At 56.6% G+C, this 16,555-nt stretch carries 16 protein-coding genes; 4 read left to right on the forward strand and 12 right to left on the reverse strand.

The features are described from left to right. Nucleotides 1-64: 64 nt before the first annotated feature. The 11 genes from LN415_02725 to LN415_02775 form a co-directional block, all read right to left on the reverse strand. Entirely contained in the window at nt 65-409 is a 345-nt protein-coding gene (locus tag LN415_02725) for a helix-turn-helix domain-containing protein (GenBank protein ID MCJ2556006.1), read from the reverse strand. 127 nt (nt 410-536) lie between these two features. Then, nucleotides 537-878, reverse strand: a complete 342-nt coding sequence (locus tag LN415_02730; protein ID MCJ2556007.1) for a helix-turn-helix domain-containing protein — start codon at nt 876-878, stop codon at nt 537-539. Between the two features lie 81 nt (nt 879-959). Further along, nucleotides 960-2,474: a hypothetical protein gene (locus LN415_02735; protein ID MCJ2556008.1), complete on the reverse strand. Its 1,515-nt coding sequence runs from the start codon at nt 2,472-2,474 to the stop codon at nt 960-962. A 133-nt stretch (nt 2,475-2,607) separates the two neighbouring features. Continuing rightward, complete coding sequence (locus LN415_02740) at nt 2,608-3,603, reverse strand: NUDIX domain-containing protein (protein ID MCJ2556009.1); 996 nt, start codon at nt 3,601-3,603, stop codon at nt 2,608-2,610. A gap of 9 nt (nt 3,604-3,612) precedes the next feature. Continuing rightward, on the reverse strand, nt 3,613-4,077 hold the full coding sequence (locus LN415_02745; protein MCJ2556010.1) for an Hsp20/alpha crystallin family protein: 465 nt from the start codon (nt 4,075-4,077) through the stop codon (nt 3,613-3,615). Between the two features lies 1 nt (nt 4,078). Then, nucleotides 4,079-4,282: a dodecin family protein gene (locus LN415_02750; protein MCJ2556011.1), complete on the reverse strand. Its 204-nt coding sequence runs from the start codon at nt 4,280-4,282 to the stop codon at nt 4,079-4,081. Nucleotides 4,283-4,323: 41 nt separating this feature from the next. Further along, entirely contained in the window at nt 4,324-6,057 is a 1,734-nt protein-coding gene (gene polX, locus LN415_02755) for a DNA polymerase/3'-5' exonuclease PolX (GenBank protein ID MCJ2556012.1), read from the reverse strand. A 401-nt stretch (nt 6,058-6,458) separates the two neighbouring features. Next, nucleotides 6,459-7,115, reverse strand: a complete 657-nt coding sequence (locus LN415_02760) for a DUF47 family protein (protein MCJ2556013.1) — start codon at nt 7,113-7,115, stop codon at nt 6,459-6,461. A 7-nt stretch (nt 7,116-7,122) separates the two neighbouring features. Next, the gene (locus LN415_02765) at nt 7,123-8,223 is read right to left on the reverse strand and encodes an ABC transporter ATP-binding protein (GenBank protein MCJ2556014.1); all 1,101 of its coding nucleotides are present in this window, start codon (nt 8,221-8,223) and stop codon (nt 7,123-7,125) included. Next, a complete protein-coding gene (locus LN415_02770) occupies nt 8,223-9,332 on the reverse strand; it encodes an ABC transporter ATP-binding protein (protein MCJ2556015.1) in 1,110 nt (369 codons plus the stop codon). Before LN415_02770 ends, LN415_02765 begins: the two co-directional genes overlap by 1 nt. Then, complete coding sequence (locus LN415_02775) at nt 9,325-11,604, reverse strand: ABC transporter permease subunit (protein ID MCJ2556016.1); 2,280 nt, start codon at nt 11,602-11,604, stop codon at nt 9,325-9,327. The genes LN415_02770 and LN415_02775 overlap by 8 nt, the downstream gene beginning before the upstream one ends. Nucleotides 11,605-11,755: 151 nt before the next feature. Between LN415_02775 and LN415_02780 the strand changes: the two genes are divergently transcribed. Both LN415_02780 and LN415_02785 read left to right on the forward strand, forming a co-directional pair. After that, complete coding sequence (locus LN415_02780) at nt 11,756-13,420, forward strand: 2-oxoacid:acceptor oxidoreductase subunit alpha (GenBank protein MCJ2556017.1); 1,665 nt, start codon at nt 11,756-11,758, stop codon at nt 13,418-13,420. Next, nucleotides 13,417-14,259, forward strand: a complete 843-nt coding sequence (locus tag LN415_02785) for a thiamine pyrophosphate-dependent enzyme (protein MCJ2556018.1) — start codon at nt 13,417-13,419, stop codon at nt 14,257-14,259. Before LN415_02780 ends, LN415_02785 begins: the two co-directional genes overlap by 4 nt. Before the next feature lie 12 nt (nt 14,260-14,271). Here LN415_02785 and LN415_02790 read toward each other — a convergent pair whose 3' ends face one another. Beyond that, nucleotides 14,272-14,754, reverse strand: coding sequence for a redoxin domain-containing protein (locus tag LN415_02790; protein ID MCJ2556019.1), 483 nt, complete (start codon nt 14,752-14,754; stop codon nt 14,272-14,274). 160 nt (nt 14,755-14,914) lie between these two features. On the opposite strand from LN415_02790, the gene LN415_02795 reads away from it, so the two are divergent. Then, complete coding sequence (locus LN415_02795) at nt 14,915-15,727, forward strand: transposase (GenBank protein ID MCJ2556020.1); 813 nt, start codon at nt 14,915-14,917, stop codon at nt 15,725-15,727. Nucleotides 15,728-15,822: 95 nt separating this feature from the next. Continuing rightward, the gene (locus LN415_02800; GenBank protein ID MCJ2556021.1) at nt 15,823-16,497 is read left to right on the forward strand and encodes an RNA 2'-phosphotransferase; all 675 of its coding nucleotides are present in this window, start codon (nt 15,823-15,825) and stop codon (nt 16,495-16,497) included. Nucleotides 16,498-16,555: the final 58 nt, after the last annotated feature.

Raw genomic sequence — 16,555 nt, forward strand, 5'->3', positions numbered from 1 at the left:
GTATTAGCGTGACAAATGATGGCACTTTCGACGATTTTATCAAGAGAGAGAATCAGAACGGATACTACTCCTTTGAATCGACTCCCGTCCAGTCCCCGCCGAAGTCCTTGATCACACCGGTGGTCAAGTGGAAGCGGACCCTGAGCCTCCCGCCTTCGAAGAAAACATAGGCGTTCTTGAGCCTCGAGGTATAGAGGTTCTTCCTCTTCCCCTTCTGCGTCAGAATACGCTCCACGCATTCCAAGAGCCCTATGTCCTCAAGGGCCCTGATTTTTCGATAGCAGGCAGCAATGGGTATCCCGTATTTCCTGCTTATCTCTTGGGCGCTCAACTTCCTCTTGAAGGTCGCCAAGAGGATCTTCGCAGTGTATTCATCCGTCAGTAATTGAGAGGCTTCTAGCGGTGTCATTTCATACCCTCCCTGATACCCCCTCAGTGAGAAGTACTCAGGTATGGATATAGTTCTTATAACTCTTTGTATTTAAAGACTTCCTTGGGATTATCAGCAAGGAAAACACAATTATCAGGACTGATAGCTACCTGGTCGGGATGGGGATCTTGATCCACGTGTTGTTGATGTCTTCGTCGTAGTTGAACTCGAGTCTGATTCTGAAATGCCCTTCCTGGAACATGATGCAGGCGCTCTTGAGCTGTGACTTGTAGAGCTTCATGTTCTTTCCCTTGGAGGTCGTGACGATCTTCTCGACCTCGACCAATCCAGCGTCCTCGAGATCATGCATCTTGCGGTAGCAAGCGGCTATGGGGATATCGTACTTGTCGCTGATTTCCTGAACTGACCGCGGGTAGAAGTACGTCGCAACAAGAATCCTCTCTGCGTAATCATCAGTCAGTAGTCTAGAAATTGCCTTCTCCCGCATTGCGATACTCATTCTCTACTTGATTTAAGCACATTTCTATGCAATTATCAACGATGATACCCATACGCCCGCTCTGGGGGGCTAGATTATCGGTATTAGCACCGTCTGCGGATAGCCCTTCGAGTGATCGAAGGAAAGGGCGTGGAGCTCGGTGTAGGGTTTCTCGCCGAAGAGCACAACTGAACCGTCTATGTTCTCGATCTTCAGGTGAGTATGGGCGAGATTCGCGAGCGGTGCTGTAGAAGAGGTCGTTGACGTAACGATTCCTATGAAGATGTCCTTCGCCTTTCTGATTGACGACATGTGACCTGCCATGTCCTCTATCACTTCGTGGCCGAAGACCGCCTCCAGGGTGTCGAACCCCATCAGGGACAGGATTGGACGCTCCGTCTGCGAGAGATGATACTCGATGTTGCTCCATTTCAGCTCGTTGTCGATGTCAGAACCCTCCATCGGGAGTGCTATCTTGGAACCCTCCACAGAAGTTGTGGCGGACGGTTCGAACACGCGCATGCACCTCTCGAACGCTTCCTGGCCGACAAAAGGCATGATCTCGTCCCTTACCATCTCCGAGGAGGCCTTCTTCTCGGGGACGAACGCAACTCCCCTGCCAAGCGAGATGAAGTTCGACAAGAGCGAGGTCTTGATGAGGTCAGAGTACAGCGTGTCGACATTCCCGCCTATCTCCACAGCGACTATCGTACCCTTCTTGAATCCGCCTATCAGAGCGTCGAGTTGCTCGCTTCCCGTCGAGATCCAGTTCTCCGATATGTCGGGCATGGGCTCCCAACTCGACTTCTCACGCGGAATCTCGATCTTCTCGAAGCCAAAGGTCTTGATTCTCCCCCCGTCCAGACTGTAGACACATTTGTGCTGCCTAATCTCCGTGCCGCGAAGCTTCTCAATCTTCATTATTCTCAGCCGTCTGCCTTCGTATTCCTCGCTCGTGAACGTGATGACCCCATCCCCAAGATAGTCGAGCCGCGTCTCCCCAGGGCTCTCCAGCACATACAGGACGTCGGAGGAGGAGGTCTCGACCAGGTCCTTCTGGAGCGTGTTCATCAACTTCGAGGGGTGAATCCCGTATCTCTCTGCCAGTGCGTTGATGCTGTCTATCAGTATGAGGCTCTTCTCTGGGAGGGTGTTCTCGACCACGTCATATGCCATGTCGATCTCGGGGAGGTCCGATCCAAGGTCCAGGATGAGACCAGTCTCATTTACCTCTCCCTCGCTAATCTTGTCGTAAATGCTGCTCTCGTCCTCCTCACCCATCTCTATCCGGCCCTCGAGCTTCTTGAGCTCCGTTCTGTCGACCTTGCCCTCCTCTTCCTCACGCTTCTGAGTGAGCCTCGTCGGGGCGATTCGCTTCTTGAACTCGATTCTGTCCTTGAGCCAGGGGAACTGGTTGTACAGGGAATGATCGCTCACCCTGATTGACATGTAGTACGAGTTCTCGACGCTCCCCAGCTCCTCTGTCAGCTGCAGGGCGAATGTCGTCTTGCCCGTTCCCGCAGCACCCTTGACTATCAAGGAATGTCCGCCTGGCCCTTTGAAGAAGTCTAGCAGTGCATCAGGAATACCCTTCTCTTCTTTCATGTAACACCCTGCGTCAGTAAGGGCGAATCCCTTTTAGATGTTTTTCTCTTCGTTATCACGAGTGAGAACGCCCGGCTCGTGGAGATCGCCGCCTGCGGAGGCTTTTCCTGGGCGCGCCGCCCGCCGAGAACGATCACTTCCTGATGGCCTCGAAGGCCTTCCGCGCAACGTTCACGTCGTTCTGATGGAAGAGGAGTTCCGCTGCCTCGGCCTCCGTGCACCACTTGTACCTGTCAAACCTGAACTCCGGCTCTGGCTTTCCCTTGGGAGCACGCGCGAGGAAGTAGGTGACCTTCTTCCGGTTGTTGATATCGTCCTGGGGCCAGTAGTAGGAGTACTCGATGTCGCACAGCTCCTGCTCGATTCTTATCGACCAGAGCCCCGTCTCCTCCTTCATCTCTCTCAAGGCAGCGTGTTCCAGGCTCTCACCTGTCTCAACGTGACCCTTCGGGAGACACCAGAGTCTCTCGCTCTTCTTGCGGATGAGAAGGACCCTTCCCCTCCTGTGGATGACGCCTCCGGCGGCCCGGATGGAGACATCTCTCTTCCCCCTCCTAGCGGGCCCACTAATGACCCTAGTGTCCTCGGATTCTACGAACTCCTTCGCCCTCTTCAGATCTGACGTCAGATGCTTTAGTAGTCGTCTGTTGTAGAGGACCGCCGCGGGGTGATAGGTCGAGATCAATGGCCTTCCTCTGTATTCCCCAGTTTCGAGCCGAGCCTCGGACACCTTCGCCGACCTGCCCGCCAGGACCCTGTGCGCGAACGATCCCAGCGCCACGACTGCGTAGGGATCCACCGCATCGATGTACGCTTCCAGATTGGGTCGACATTTCTCTATCTCGTCCTTTCTGGGATTCCGATTCCTCGGCGGACGGCACCTGAGTACGCTCGTGATGAAAACGCCATCCCGCTTCAGACCCGCCTTCTCGAGCGATTCGTTCAGGATCTTTCCCGCCGCTCCGACGAAGGGGCGACCTTGCTTGTCCTCCTCTCTCCCAGGGGCCTCCCCTACAAGGAAGATGCGCGCGTTCCTGTCTCCCTCACCTGGAACCGCCCTCTCGCGTGTCTTCCACAGCCTGCACTTCCTGCATCGCCTTACCTGCCTCGCGAGTGTCTCCAGACTCATCCCAGGCCTCTAGATCTCCACGCCCCTGACGACTTCCCTCTTCAGAACGATGTCGAGCACGCCGTTTCGCAGAGTCCATCTCATGTCGTTTCCAAGGACGGTCGTGGGCAGGTCCACTTCCGCGTAGTACTTCCTCTCTCCTCCCACTCGGACTGTCAGTTTGGAGCCCTTCGCCTCGACCTCCACATCCTCTTCCGAAGCTCCCGGAAGTTCCATTGTGACGAAGATATCGTCCTTTCCCTGGATTACGTCCGTGAGCGGTTGCCTCTCTTCCAAGCCCTTTCTCTCTTCGAGATACCTGGTGTTGCCGAAATCCGAGATCTCTGTCTTGCCGTCGGGACCTGTTCGCAAGGAGAACCCGTATACGAAGGACTCGTCTCTCAGCGAATCTAGCTGAGATAGCGATAGCTGGTTGAACATCCTTCGCATGAGGCGACGCATCATTGCGAATTCGTCTTCTGGCTCCTCGTCCATTCTATCTTTCTACCAGGAACGATACCTTCACATTCGCCCTGAACTCAACGATCTCGTCATCCCTTACTTTGGCGGAGAACTTGACCACATCGATGCCACTGATACCTCTCGTGGTCTTCTTCGCGTCGGTGAAGGCGTTGAGGATAGCATCCTCGAAGTTCTTGTTTGAGCAGCCAACAAGCTCGATTACTTTTGCAGTTGTCATGTAACCTCCCCGGTTCAGAATCGCGTCGTGGTATAAGATTCTTAGGACTTGAACCACGCCAGGAGTTCTTTGGCGGGCAGAGTGTTTAGAACGTCCTCTGGCTCAAGCCAGCCTCGCCTGGCCGTGCCGATTCCGTACCTCATGAAGTGCATTTGCCCCAACGTGTGCGCGTCCGTCCCGAGAACCAGCTTGACTCCCCGCTCCTTTGCCAATCTCGCGTCCCTGTCGTTCAGGTCGAGCCTGTCGATCCACGAGTTGATCTCGAGAGCCGTGTTCGTCTCCAGCGCAGCATCCATTATCCTGTCCATGTCCACTTCGTAAGGCTCCCTTTTGCCGATGAGCCGCCCAGTGGGATGTGAGATGAAATCGACGTGCTCGTTCTCCATTGCCGTCACTATCCTGTCCGTCATCCTCTCCTTCTCCATCTTGAACTGGGAGTGCACCGCACCGATCACTATGTCCAGCTCCTGGAGTATCTCGTCATCGTAGTCCAGCTCACCGCTCGCTTTGATGTTCACCTCATTGCTCGAGAAGATCTTGAACCCCTTCTCCCTCTTGTTCAGTTCCTTGATAGCGTCGACTTGCTCGAGCAGGACATCATCATCCAGTCCACCGGCGATTTTGATTCCCCTTGAGTGATCGGCGATGCTGACGTAGGAGTAGCCAAGCGTCTTGGATTCCTCCACCATCCTCTCGATGGATTCCGTCCCATCGCTCCACTCCGTGTGGATGTGGAGGTCTCCTTTGACGTCGTCGAGTCCTATCAACCCGGGCAGGCAGTCCGACTGGGCAGCTTCGATCTCCCCTCTGTCCTCCCTCAGCTCGGGTGCGACGAAGTCCATCCCCAGTGCTTCATAGATGCCCTCCTCGGTCTCTCCCGCGATCCGTTTCTCTCCCTCGAAGAGACCGTACTCGTTCAGCTTCCAGTTCTTGGTCTGGGCGATTCTCCTCAGACGGATGTTGTGGTCCTTGGACCCGGTGAAGTACTGGAGCGCGGAACCGAAGCTCTGGGCGTCAACGACCCGGAGGTCCGTCTGCAGTCTTACGGTCGTCTGAAGCTCAACATTCCTTCTCTCCACAATCACGCTTGTCTTCGTAGGCCCGCTCACGATGACCTCTTCAACGCCTGGGAGCGCAACAAAGGCCTCCATCACTCCTTCTGGTTCGTCTGAGGCCACCAGAATGTCGAGGTCACCCACCGTTTCCCGCATCCTCCGGGACGAGCCCGCCACGGATATTCTGTCGATGTGGCACTTTGTCCTCAGCTCTTCGATCAGCTCTTCAGCAAGTGGGAGACCCAATCCCAAGAGTGCTCTCTTCCCTGCTCCGGAGAACGTGCGGAGACCGTTGAGAATGTTCTCCTCGCTCTTCTTGCTGAACCCTCTTAGCTTCCTGATTCTGCCTTTCCTTGCGGCCCGCTCAAGTTCCTCGACGCTCGTCACTCCGAGCTGCTGGTACAGGACCTTGACGGTCTTCGGGCCAACGCCAGGGATGTGAAGGAGTTCCAGAAGACCTGGCGGGAATTCGGCTCTGAGCTTCTCCAGGTAAGCTATCTTCCCGGTCTTGACATACTCCTCGATCTTCTTGGCCAATGCCTTTCCGATTCCCTGGAGGTCTTGCAGCTCCCTCCTCTCAGCGATTCCAGCAACATCCTCCCTGAGCCCCTCCACAATCCTCGCCGCCCGCCTGTAGGCATTCGCCTTGAACGGCTCGTCCTTCATAACCTCGAGATCGCCAATCTGGCCTAGGATTCTCGCGAGCTCCCTGTTCTTCACATGGTCTCAAATGAAACAGGTCATAAAAACCTTCTCGCGATTCATCCGTCCACCTAGAAGAAGGGCTCTCAAACCGACCGAGCGCGGTCTATTCCTCGAAACCGAAGCCCACTTCCTGCTCGCGCCATATGAGAAGGGACCTCGGCAGGTCATCGAAATCCTTGAATCTGAGACTCAGAATCTCGTACTTCCCATCAGGAGTCATTCTTGCGGTCTTCATCTCGCTCCCTTTGCCATGAACTCTCTTGATTTGTTTTGCAGGACTTAAATGTTACGTCCGGCCTATCATGGCTGATTCTCTGGCAGACGATTGTGCGCTCAGAATCCGTCCGACTCAAATGAGCAAAAGCCCAGGCTGGGACCGGGGATACGAAGAACACCCGTTCGTTGTCGAAATTCGACTATACTCCGGATGCCACCATTATGAAGAGCATCTCGGCTGCTGCAGCACAGGAATCCGAGGCGTTCTCCAGCGCGGTGAGGAAGTCGTTCAGCACGACCACGGCCTTGGCGTCATCGACCGTCCTGAGCATATCCCTCTTGAGGTCGTAGTAGAGCCGATCCACCTGCCTCTCGAACCGGTCGACTTCCTTTCGTCCCTTGAGGACACGCGCATCGTTCACACCCAGGGCGTCCAAGCTTCGTCTGAGAGCCCTTCCGCTATCGACGTTGAGTTTGGTCACTTCCTTGAACCCCATCCACAGGATGGGTTTGATGCGGACCCTCGTGTCTATGAGGATCTCCAGGTTTCGCGATCCTGCCTTTGCCCAGTCCGCGGCCGAATCCACTCTTCTTATCAGCCGCATCAGGTCTCCTCTTGCGGAGGGGTCCATGTCCCCTTTCGAGACTTCCTCGAAGATGTCGTCCTCTATGCTGTCTGCTGCCGTTTCGTTTATGTCAAGACGCTTGATGGCCTCCAGGGCCTGGGGTCTCCTGCCGGCTATCATTGCCGCAATGGCATTGTCCAGCTCAACAAGTGCATCTTCGACCTTCTTTGCCAACTCTCGGGTTTGTTGCATCGCTCTAGATTCTCTTCTTCTGCGGAACCAGCTGAGCATTCCGCTGTCACTCAAGTTTTATCACCTCCGAAAGGCCCTCCCTCGGTGCCGGGAAGGTGAGGATGTTCGTCTCATCGAAAGAGACTGCCACCTGCTCGCCCTCCTTGAACTCCTCTCCCGCGAAGCTGTCCACGAAGACGTGGTCGTCGCTTGCGAGGAGCACTTCGTACCTCAGGTAGGACCCCATGAACCTAATGCTCTTGATTCTTCCGGGGATCGCATTTCCAAGTCTCGTTCCCCTCAACTCCTCAACTCTCAGATTCTCCGGCCTCATCGCCAGGATTATCGCGGCACCCTTCCGGAAGTCGCGATTGCTCAGCGTCAAGTACTCGTGATTCCTCAGCTCTATGATCGCCCAGTAGTCTCTGAGCTTGTTAATCGCTCCCTGGAGGAAGTTCATCTCGCCCACGAAATTCGCCGTGAAGATGCTCTTCGGGTTGTTGTAGAGGTTCTCCGGGGAGTCGATTTCCACTATCCTCCCCGCCCTCATCACCACTATTCTGTCGGAGACGGAGCTCGCTTCCTCCTGATCATGCGTGACGTGGACCGCTGTCAGGCCGAGGTCCTTGACGAGTCTTCTGAGCTCGTATCTCAGGTCGACTCTGACCCTGGCATCCAACGCTGACATCGGCTCGTCCAGAATCAACAGCTTCGCCTGCGATGCCAACGCCCTCGCAAGGCCAGCCTTCTGTTGTGTGCCCGTGCTCAGCTCTCCTGGAAAGAACTTCTTGCGGTCCAGCAGGCCGACGAGGTCCAGAACCTCCTGGGCGATCCTGTCCCTCTCCTCGACCGGGAAGTCCTTCACGATCGGTGCATATGTTGCGTTCGAGAGGACCGTCATATGGGGAAAGAGGGCGATGTTCTGGAACACGTAGCCTAGGTCCCTGTCCTCCACGGGGACCTCGTTCATTCTCTTCCCGTCTATGAGAACCTCTCCCTCCGTCGGCTCCCAGATCCCTGAGATTATTTTGACGAGCGTCGTCTTTCCGCAACCGCTGGGTCCGAGGAGGGTGACGTATTCCTTGTCCTCGATCGTGAGGTTCACGTCCTTCACGGCAACGATCTCGCCGAACCGCTTCGTAATCCCCTTGAGCTCGATCCGAGGCACTACTCCACCTCCAGTTCTTCCTTCAGACCCTTCTCGGGTATGGGAAAGATGATGCACTTCGGTGGTTCCAGGTGTGCCGTTACCTCCATGCCCTTGCTGAATCTGACGCCGATGGATGATGGCGTCTTGACATGGAGCATCTTTCCATCGTCCGTCTCAATCACTATGCTCACCAGCCTGCCGAGGAAGAGCTTCCTCACGACTTTGGCGGGAATGTGGTTCTGCCCCTCCACGACCCCGTCGAGCAGCCTGACGTTCTCCGTCTTTATTCCAACACAAGCCTCCGAGCCCCGCGGCAGGTCCGTCGGGCGGGCACGGAGGACGTGGCCCTCCCCCTCGAGCTCACTGTGGTCCTCGCTCACGGAATGCACGGTGCCCTCGAAGAAGTTGGCCTCGCCGACGAAATGGCAGATGAAAGGTCTCGCGGGATTGTCATATATCTCCTCAGGTCCACCCACTTGCTCTATCTTTCCCTTTCTCAGCACGGCTACCCTGTCCGCCATCGTCATCGCGATTTCCTGGTCATGGGTGACGTGCAGGGCGGTGATACCGAGGTCGGAGGTCAAACGCGCGAGCTCGTACCTGAGCTCGATCCTCAGGCGGGCGTCGAGGGCCCGCAGTGGCTCATCCAACAGCAGGATCTTGACGTCAGTTGCCAGCGCCCGGGCGAGCGCATTCCTCTGCTTCATCCCGCCGCTTAGCTCGTCGGGGCGGGCGGTCCTCCTGTCATAGAGCCTGACGAGGTTCAGCATCTCCCGGGCGAGCATATCGCATTTCGACTCATCCCAGTTCTTGACTGTGGGGCCGAACTTCGTGTTATCCCAGACCGTCATGTGGCGGAACAGCGCATATGTCTGAGAAAGGTAGACCATTCCCCTGTCCTCTGGCGGGAGGTTGTCCACCCGCTCGCCGTCCACGAATATCTTCCCGCTGTCAGGAGGCGTCAGACCGGCTATCATCTTCAGGAGCGTCGTCTTTCCCGCTCCCGTCGGTCCGAGGATTACGATGTACTCTCCGTCCTTGACTTCGAGACTGATGTCATCCGCAGCGACTATGCCATCGAACCTCTTGCTGAGGCCTTCGAGCCTTATCGAGGGAATTCTAGGCACCTCCTCTCGTTGTCAACCTTCTCATGACGAGGACGATTATGAACGAGACCATTATCAATAGAATGCTGGCAAGCCCCGCCTGGTAGAAGCTTCCCGATCTGATGAGTTCCACGATGTAGACCGGGGCGGTGATCGCTTTGGGGGATACCGCCAGCGTCGCACCTGTCTCTCCCAAGCTCCTGGTGAAGGTCATTATCGCACCAGCTAGGACTGAGGCCTTCATCATGGGGAACATCACCCGCTTGAAGACTTGCAGGGGTTTCGCACCGAGTGTTCTCGCGGTATCTTCGTATGTCGTGTCCAAACTCTCAAGGGCTCCGACCACATTTCTGACAACAAAGGGATAGGTGAAGGCCACATGGGCCATTACGATGAGAAAGACGTCAGCAGTGACCGGCAGGAAGGGCTGGGTCGTCCAGAAGAGTCCAAGGGAGAACCCCAATGCGGCGGTCGGAACGATGAACGGTATGTTCACCAGAACATCGAGGATGCCCGCCGCCTTCTTCTTACGTGAGCGTGCGATGAGAATCCCCATCGGGATCCCGAGAAGAAGGACTATCGTGGTCACCACGCCCGCGATCGCGAACGAGAGGCCAAGGCTGCTCCAGAACGCTCCCCAATCTGCCGTCTGAGAGGGCTCTGCAGTCGCCACGAAGCCGAAGATGAAGAACGCTGGGACTAGGACCACGAACGTGAGGAAGAAGAAGGCCCCCGCGTCCTTCAGTTTGGGGAAGGCCCCTTTACTCAGTTTCTTCTCCAGATTCGTCCAGACCTTTCTCATCGGCAGCTTGACTTTCGTGACTATTAGCTTCACGATGATGAGCAGGATGATCGAGATGACGATGAGCACAATGCTCACGAAGGCGAGGGCGGGAACGAGAGCGTCATTGAAGAGCGAGGCCGATTTCATCGTTCCGATCAGAGCCGTGGCATTGTATTCCCTGCTTTGAATCGTCGACAGTGCCGCCATGACGCCGCCCGTTTCGCTCAGCGTCTTCGCCAGGCAGAGTATGGCACCTGTCACGATGCCGGACCTGAAGAGGGGCAAAGTGACGGTCCTCGCGGCAGTAAGTCTGCTCGCACCGCAGGCCCTCGCTGCCACCTCGTAGTTGATGTCGATCTCCTCGAGTATTGCCGCAAGGGACCTGACCATGTACGGGAAGGAGAATACGATCTGTAGGAGGAGAAGCAGGACGAAGGCGGAGTTTGTGAAGCTTATCGCACCCCAGGGCTTGTCTATTCCCGGCGTTATCCCCCAGAAGAGGGCAGCCGAGAATCCCATGGCCGCCGTCGGGATCGCGAGCGGCATGTCGATCAGAGTGTTGACGTACGACTTCCCTCTGAACTCCTTCCTCACCAGGACCCAGGCGATTGGGAGACCCACCACGAGATCGATGAGGGTCGCGATTATCGCAACGACGAAGGACAGCGTCAGCGCCCCGGTGACTTGGGAGAGCACCTCCCTCGAGAACGATCTCGTGAGGACCATCGGTGCCGGCGAGGAGCCATCTGCCGGGTCGGACACATTGACGCCGATCCCTTTGAGATTGGAATCCGTCCACAGGCCAGAGTCCTCGACAACCCTGACCCTGAAGTAGTGTACATCATTGAGAGCGACGGTGACGACGGTTGAGTTATTGGTGGGGATTGATATAGTGTCCACGAGCGTGGCGCTTCCAGGAACGAATTGCGAATCATTGGACGCGTACACTTCGTAGCTGGAGAAGTCGTCGTCCTCTGAGACGGTCCAGTTCAATGTGACGATGTCACCCTGAACCCAGAGCGAGAGGAGCTCGACGGGCTCGGGCGATGAGTATTGCGCGTCCATGTTGTCCGACAGCTGGTTCGAGTCCGTCCACAGCCCGCTCGAATCGACTACCCGTATCCTGGCGTAGTACCGATCACCGGCCGGTATCCCCGAGACCATGGTGAAGGTGCTCGACCTTGCCTTCTCGAGGCTGACATCTCCTCCCTTGGTGTCTATGGTCAGAACGAGCGTTGAGCTGTTGGGAGCGAATCCGCTTGTCGTTGAGAAGTGCACCTCGTATCTGGCGAAGTCCGGATCGTTGTTCTTCTCCCAGTAGAGGTTCGTGGTCTTCTTGTTCCCGAACACCTGGGTCTGGATATCGTCCCACCCCGTGAAGGCGTAGGACATGACGTAAAGCGTGGGGAGTAGAACGATCAGGAGAAAGAAGAGAATGATGAAGGCATACCAAGCCTTGGAGACGGACCGCCCTGAAACGAAGTTCAGCGCTCTCCTCCCCAAGTTCATAGTTCCAACCTTCACAAGTTGGCCTAAGCCTTTGGGGGATATTCTCCTTCGATAGTTATAGTTTAGCCCTCTCAGGTTCGGCCCCCCGGTGGTCTGAGAAAGTCATTATATGCGGTGTCACATCACCCTCTTGCCTAGGGAGGAGGACGAAATGGTTCAGGATTTTCTTACAGTGATTGTGGGCGGGGAAGCAGGTCACGGCGTCAAGAAGAGCGGCAATGTGATATCCATACTGATGAACGAACTCGGCAGATACGTCTTCGAGATGGACGACTATCAGTCCCTGATCAGGGGAGGTCACAACTTCTCGGTTGTCTCCTCTTCTACATCTCCGGTGTACAGCCACTACATGTCAGCCGACATCATCGTCTGCTTGGACAAGAGGAGCGTCGACATTCACAAGGACAGGCTGAAGGACGGAGGCACCCTTGTCTACAACGCGGACACCGTCACATTGGATTCCGGGACTGGCCTTCCGATGAAGACGTGGATCAAGGACATCAAGGGCATTCCCCTGATGGCGGGAACGATCGGGGTCGCGGCCGTGTCCGCCCTTTGCGGCGTCGAGTTCTCCTTCCTTGAGAGGATCTTCAAGGCAAACTATCCGCGCGGTCTGGAAGCCAACGTCGAGCTGGCAAGGATGGTCTACGAGCGGATGAAGGACGACGAGGGCAAGTTCGAGCTGGCTACGGCGGAAACCCCGCCGGGCCATCTGCTGGCGGGGAACGAGGCGATTGCGCTTGGTGCCGCAGCGGCGGGTCTGGATGTCTACATCGCATATCCCATGACACCCGCTTCGACAGTCCTTCACTACCTGGCTGCTTTGAGCAAGAAGCTGGGGATAGCAGTCGTTCATCCCGAGACCGAGATCGCGGTTGTCAACATGGCCTTGGGGTCAGCGTATGCAGGGGCTAGGACGGCGGTCGGGTCGAGCGGAGGAGGCTTTGCCCTGATGCACGAGGCCTTCAGCCTGGCGGGGATGAGCGAGACACCTCTCATGGTCATCCTAGCGTCACGTCCGGGCCCGTCGACGGGTGTGCCGACCTACACTGGTCAGGGAGATCTGGACTTCGCGCTCAACGTGGGCCACGGCGAGTTCCCGAGAATCGTCCTGTCGCCATCAGGAACGAACCAGGCATTCGAGAAGGCCGCCGAGCTGCTCAATCTCGTCTGGAAGTTCCAGGTTCCCGGAATACTGCTCACCGAGAAGCATCTGGGAGAGAGCTGGATGACGACAATCATCGACCCGGAGAGCGTGAAGGTCACGAAACCGATCCTCTACGACGGGCCTCTCGAGCAATACGGGCGGTACGAGAAGACCGATTCGGGCATCTCTCCGATGCTCTACCCGCCCGCGAAGGGGACCGTTGTCAAGGCAAGCAGCTACGAGCATGACCAGAAGGGCATCACCACCGAAGAGGCAGGGAAGATCGAGGAGATGCAGGAGAAGCGGTACCGGAAGGAGAAGGCGATCGTGGAGGAGATGCGGGATCTGTTAACGATTACCACGCACGGCGAGGGAAGCACGTCCCTTGTGACGTACGGCTCAACGACACTGTCCGCCCTGGAGGCGGTGAAGAACGTGGACGACGTGAAGGTCGTCCAGGTCATCTACCTCAGGCCGTTCCCGGACTGGGCGCTCTGGGAGGCGCTCTCGGATTCCGAGGTCATCGTCGCGGAGCTCAGCGTATCCGGTCAGTTCGAGAACCTCCTCCGCTCGGAAGGCTTCGACGTTTCGGCTCATATAAGGCAGTATGACGGGCGGGCATTCGACCCGCCTGAACTCGCAGCGCGCGTGCGGGAGGCGATTCAATGAACCTGGAGACCTACGCCGAGAACACTTGGTGCAAGGGATGCGGGAACTTCGGCCTTCTGAACTCCTTCAAGGACGCAGTCAGCGAGCTCGTCGAGGAGGGAGCGCTCAGGGCGGAGAACATGGTCATCAGCTCAGGGATAGGCTGTCATGGCAAGACCGTGGACTACCTCAACCTCAACAGCTTCTATTCCCTCCACGGAAGGGCGATCTCGTGCGTTTCCGGAATGAAGATCGCCAATCCGAATCTAACCGTGGTCGCGTTCCAAGGGGACGGCGACGCGTTCGGAGAGGGGATAGCTCACGTGGTCTTCTCCGCCAAGAGGAACATAGACGCCACGCTTCTCGTCCACGACAACAGCGTCTATGGGCTGACGACGGGCCAGTTCACACCGACCAGCGAAAAGGGGTTCAAGGGGAAGAGCACTCCCAGAGGAAGCATAGAGGAGCCAATGAACCCGCTGGCGCTCGTCCTTGCCTCAGGCGGGACGTTCGTGGCGAGGGGCTTCGTCGGGAAGAGGAAGCACTTGGTCGGACTGTTCAAGAAGGCGCTCCTCCACAAGGGGTTCTCTTTTGTGAACGTGCTTCAGCCCTGCGTCACGTTCAACAACACGTATTCGCGCTACAGGGAGAGCACGTACATCCTCGAGGATGAGGGTCACGACGCGACGGACTTCCAAGCGGCCTGGGGCAAGGCTCGCGAGACCGAGAGGATCCCGATAGGTCTCCTCTATCAGGTCGAGAGGCCGACCTTCAATGACCTGCTCCTCGAAGGCCTGGTCCCGGCTGAGCCGCGAGCACCTCCGCTCTCAGCCATATCAGAAATCATCAGCGAGAGATAGGTCGAGGACCCCTCACCCGATCTCCGCCAGGACTCCCTGTATCTCCTCGTAGTCAGGTTCGACGCCCTGGTCCTCTGTAACCCATTTGTATCGCACGATTCCTTGCTTGTCCACGATGAAGATGGACCTCTTGGCAGCCGTGTACCCGTTCATTCCCGCAAAGCTCTCCAAGGAAACGCCGAAAGCCTCGGCAGCCTCCCTCTTGTAGTCGCTCAGTAGCGGGAAGTTGATCGCGTTCCTCTCCGCGAAGGCCGCGTTCGTAAAAGGATCGTTGACGCTGATCCCCGCGACTCCCGAGTCCAATTCCTCCAGTCTCGCTATGGAGTCTCTGAAGGCACACATCTCCTTCGTGCAGACGGACGTGAACGCGCCCGGGTAGAATGCAACCACCAGATTCTTGCCGAGAAACTCGTCAAGCGTCCGAGGTTTCCTTTCAGTGTCCAACAAGGAGAAGCCAGGGGCCTTGTCTCCAACATCTGGTCCGTTCATAGTCATCAGGCGAAGAAAGCAGGTCCCGTATTTGCGCCTTTTGTGGGCCGCTCCACCAATCTATAAATATCGTTACCAAGTTGGTTCTCACGAAGCCCCTGAATGCCGAGTCTGGACGTCTCAGAGAACGCCGTGGTCATTCCGGAAGGGCGGTGATGTCACGAGAATGCTGATAGTCACATCGGAGATCGACAAGGCCTCAATGAACATCCTTGAGCACCTTCTCAGAATCGGCAGGTGGCGCAAGTTCGGCGAGTTCGAAGGCAATCCCGCCAGGGAGTATGGAAACAGGCGGCTGGTCACGATCCACGATGAGTTTCTCTTTCGGGACGGCCTCGATGCAGAGATACGGGAGAGCTTGGGAATCGACTTCGATGTGATGGTGTTCGCGTCCCGCCACAAGAGCGAGAGCGGCCTCAGGTCGCTCACGGTCCATCCCCTGGGCAACTACGACAAGGCGGAGTTCGGCGGGCATCCCAGGACGCTCGTTCCAACGTCCCCGAACGTGATGACGATGGCTCTGAGGCTGCTCAAGAACAGGAGCGCGGGCCTTGACACGCCCGTTTCTTTTGAGGTGACGCATCACGGCCCGCACGTGAACACGCCTGCGTTCAACATCGAGATCGGGAGCGAAGAGAGAGCGTGGGTCGAGGAAGCGCCTGCCAAGGCGATAGCGTCGGTGATCATGTCCATGGAGGAGCAGAGGCTTCCTGTGGCCGTCGGGATTGGCGGCGGACACTACACGCCTAGGATCACGGACGTCGCGCTTGAGAAGAACGTCTCCTTCGGCCACATGGTTCCGACATACGCCCTGGACCATCTCGATAGGACCATGCTCAAGCAGGTCATCGAACTGAGTCCCGATGCCAGGTACGTCTACTTCCACAGGAAGGCAATGAGCAAGCCCAGAGCGAGAGAGTTGTCTCAACTCTGTGAACGGAGCGGTCTCAGAACGGTCAGAACCAGGGATCTAGACTGACTCTCGCGGTCTCCGATGCACGGTCTCTCGACGAACGACCTAGCAGAGCAAAAACTATAATCCCCCGAGCGCATACACGCACAGAGGGGAGACGTTTGCTCAAAGAGTGCAGATCTCATGGTTTCTTCCGCGGGGAAATCTGTCCCAACTGTGGTGACGAATCGAAATTCCTGCTCAACGACAGGGAGCTGGAGCTGCTGGGAAGAACGATGGCAGGCATCCTGAGGCACTTCCCGGAGCGCTACGGTCTGGATATGGACGAACACGGTTGGGTCGACCTCAGGGACTTCGTGACAGCCGTTCAGATCAGGCACAAGAAGTTCAGGTTCCTCAAGCCGCATCACGTGCTCGGGATCATCGATACTGATCCCAAGGGGAGATATCAGTTCCTGGAGGGAAAGATAAGGGCAACGTACGCTCACTCATGTGACGTGAGTCCAGATCTGCCGACTGATGACATCCCGGAGATACTGTTCTTCCCCACGACGGAGGAGGAGTGCAGCATCTTGCTCGAGATTGGGCTGAAACCCTCGGACAGGAAGATGGTTCACTTGAGCGGGACACTTCCCTCGGCGATGGAGGCTGGTCAGGTGAGGGTCAATGACCCTGTGATCCTCGAAGTGGATACGAAGAAGGCCTCGGATGAAGGAGTCGAGATAGGCAAGGCCGGAACGACGGTCTACACGACAAAGGATGTCCCCCCAGGCTGCCTGAGAAGACTGGCCCCGGAAGAGATCGAAGAGGGGATGGAAATGGGAGTCAGCGAGTAGGAAGTTCCCGTTGCTGATATCTCTTCCAAAGGTTTTATTGCCTACCTTCTTATTACAC

It is taken from the genome of Candidatus Thermoplasmatota archaeon, from assembly GCA_022848865.1.
Taxonomy (GTDB): Archaea; Thermoplasmatota; Thermoplasmata; order RBG-16-68-12; family JAGMCJ01; genus JAGMCJ01.

Excerpts from the sequence above, each read along its gene's own strand:
- LN415_02795 (MCJ2556020.1), top strand. The coding sequence starts at position 14,915 with ATGCTGATAGTCACATCGGAGATCGACAAGGCCTCAATGAACATCCTT.
- LN415_02740 (MCJ2556009.1), bottom strand. The coding sequence starts at position 3,603 with ATGAGTCTGGAGACACTCGCGAGGCAGGTAAGGCGATGCAGGAAGTGC.
- LN415_02750 (MCJ2556011.1), bottom strand. The coding sequence starts at position 4,282 with ATGACAACTGCAAAAGTAATCGAGCTTGTTGGCTGCTCAAACAAGAAC.
- LN415_02725 (MCJ2556006.1), bottom strand. The coding sequence starts at position 409 with ATGACACCGCTAGAAGCCTCTCAATTACTGACGGATGAATACACTGCG.
- LN415_02735 (MCJ2556008.1), bottom strand. The coding sequence starts at position 2,474 with ATGAAAGAAGAGAAGGGTATTCCTGATGCACTGCTAGACTTCTTCAAA.
- LN415_02780 (MCJ2556017.1), top strand. The coding sequence starts at position 11,756 with ATGGTTCAGGATTTTCTTACAGTGATTGTGGGCGGGGAAGCAGGTCAC.
- LN415_02775 (MCJ2556016.1), bottom strand. The coding sequence starts at position 11,604 with ATGAACTTGGGGAGGAGAGCGCTGAACTTCGTTTCAGGGCGGTCCGTC.
- LN415_02730 (MCJ2556007.1), bottom strand. The coding sequence starts at position 878 with ATGCGGGAGAAGGCAATTTCTAGACTACTGACTGATGATTACGCAGAG.
- LN415_02745 (MCJ2556010.1), bottom strand. The coding sequence starts at position 4,077 with ATGGACGAGGAGCCAGAAGACGAATTCGCAATGATGCGTCGCCTCATG.
- LN415_02760 (MCJ2556013.1), bottom strand. The coding sequence starts at position 7,115 with ATGCTCAGCTGGTTCCGCAGAAGAAGAGAATCTAGAGCGATGCAACAA.
- LN415_02785 (MCJ2556018.1), top strand. The coding sequence starts at position 13,417 with ATGAACCTGGAGACCTACGCCGAGAACACTTGGTGCAAGGGATGCGGG.
- LN415_02790 (MCJ2556019.1), bottom strand. The coding sequence starts at position 14,754 with ATGACTATGAACGGACCAGATGTTGGAGACAAGGCCCCTGGCTTCTCC.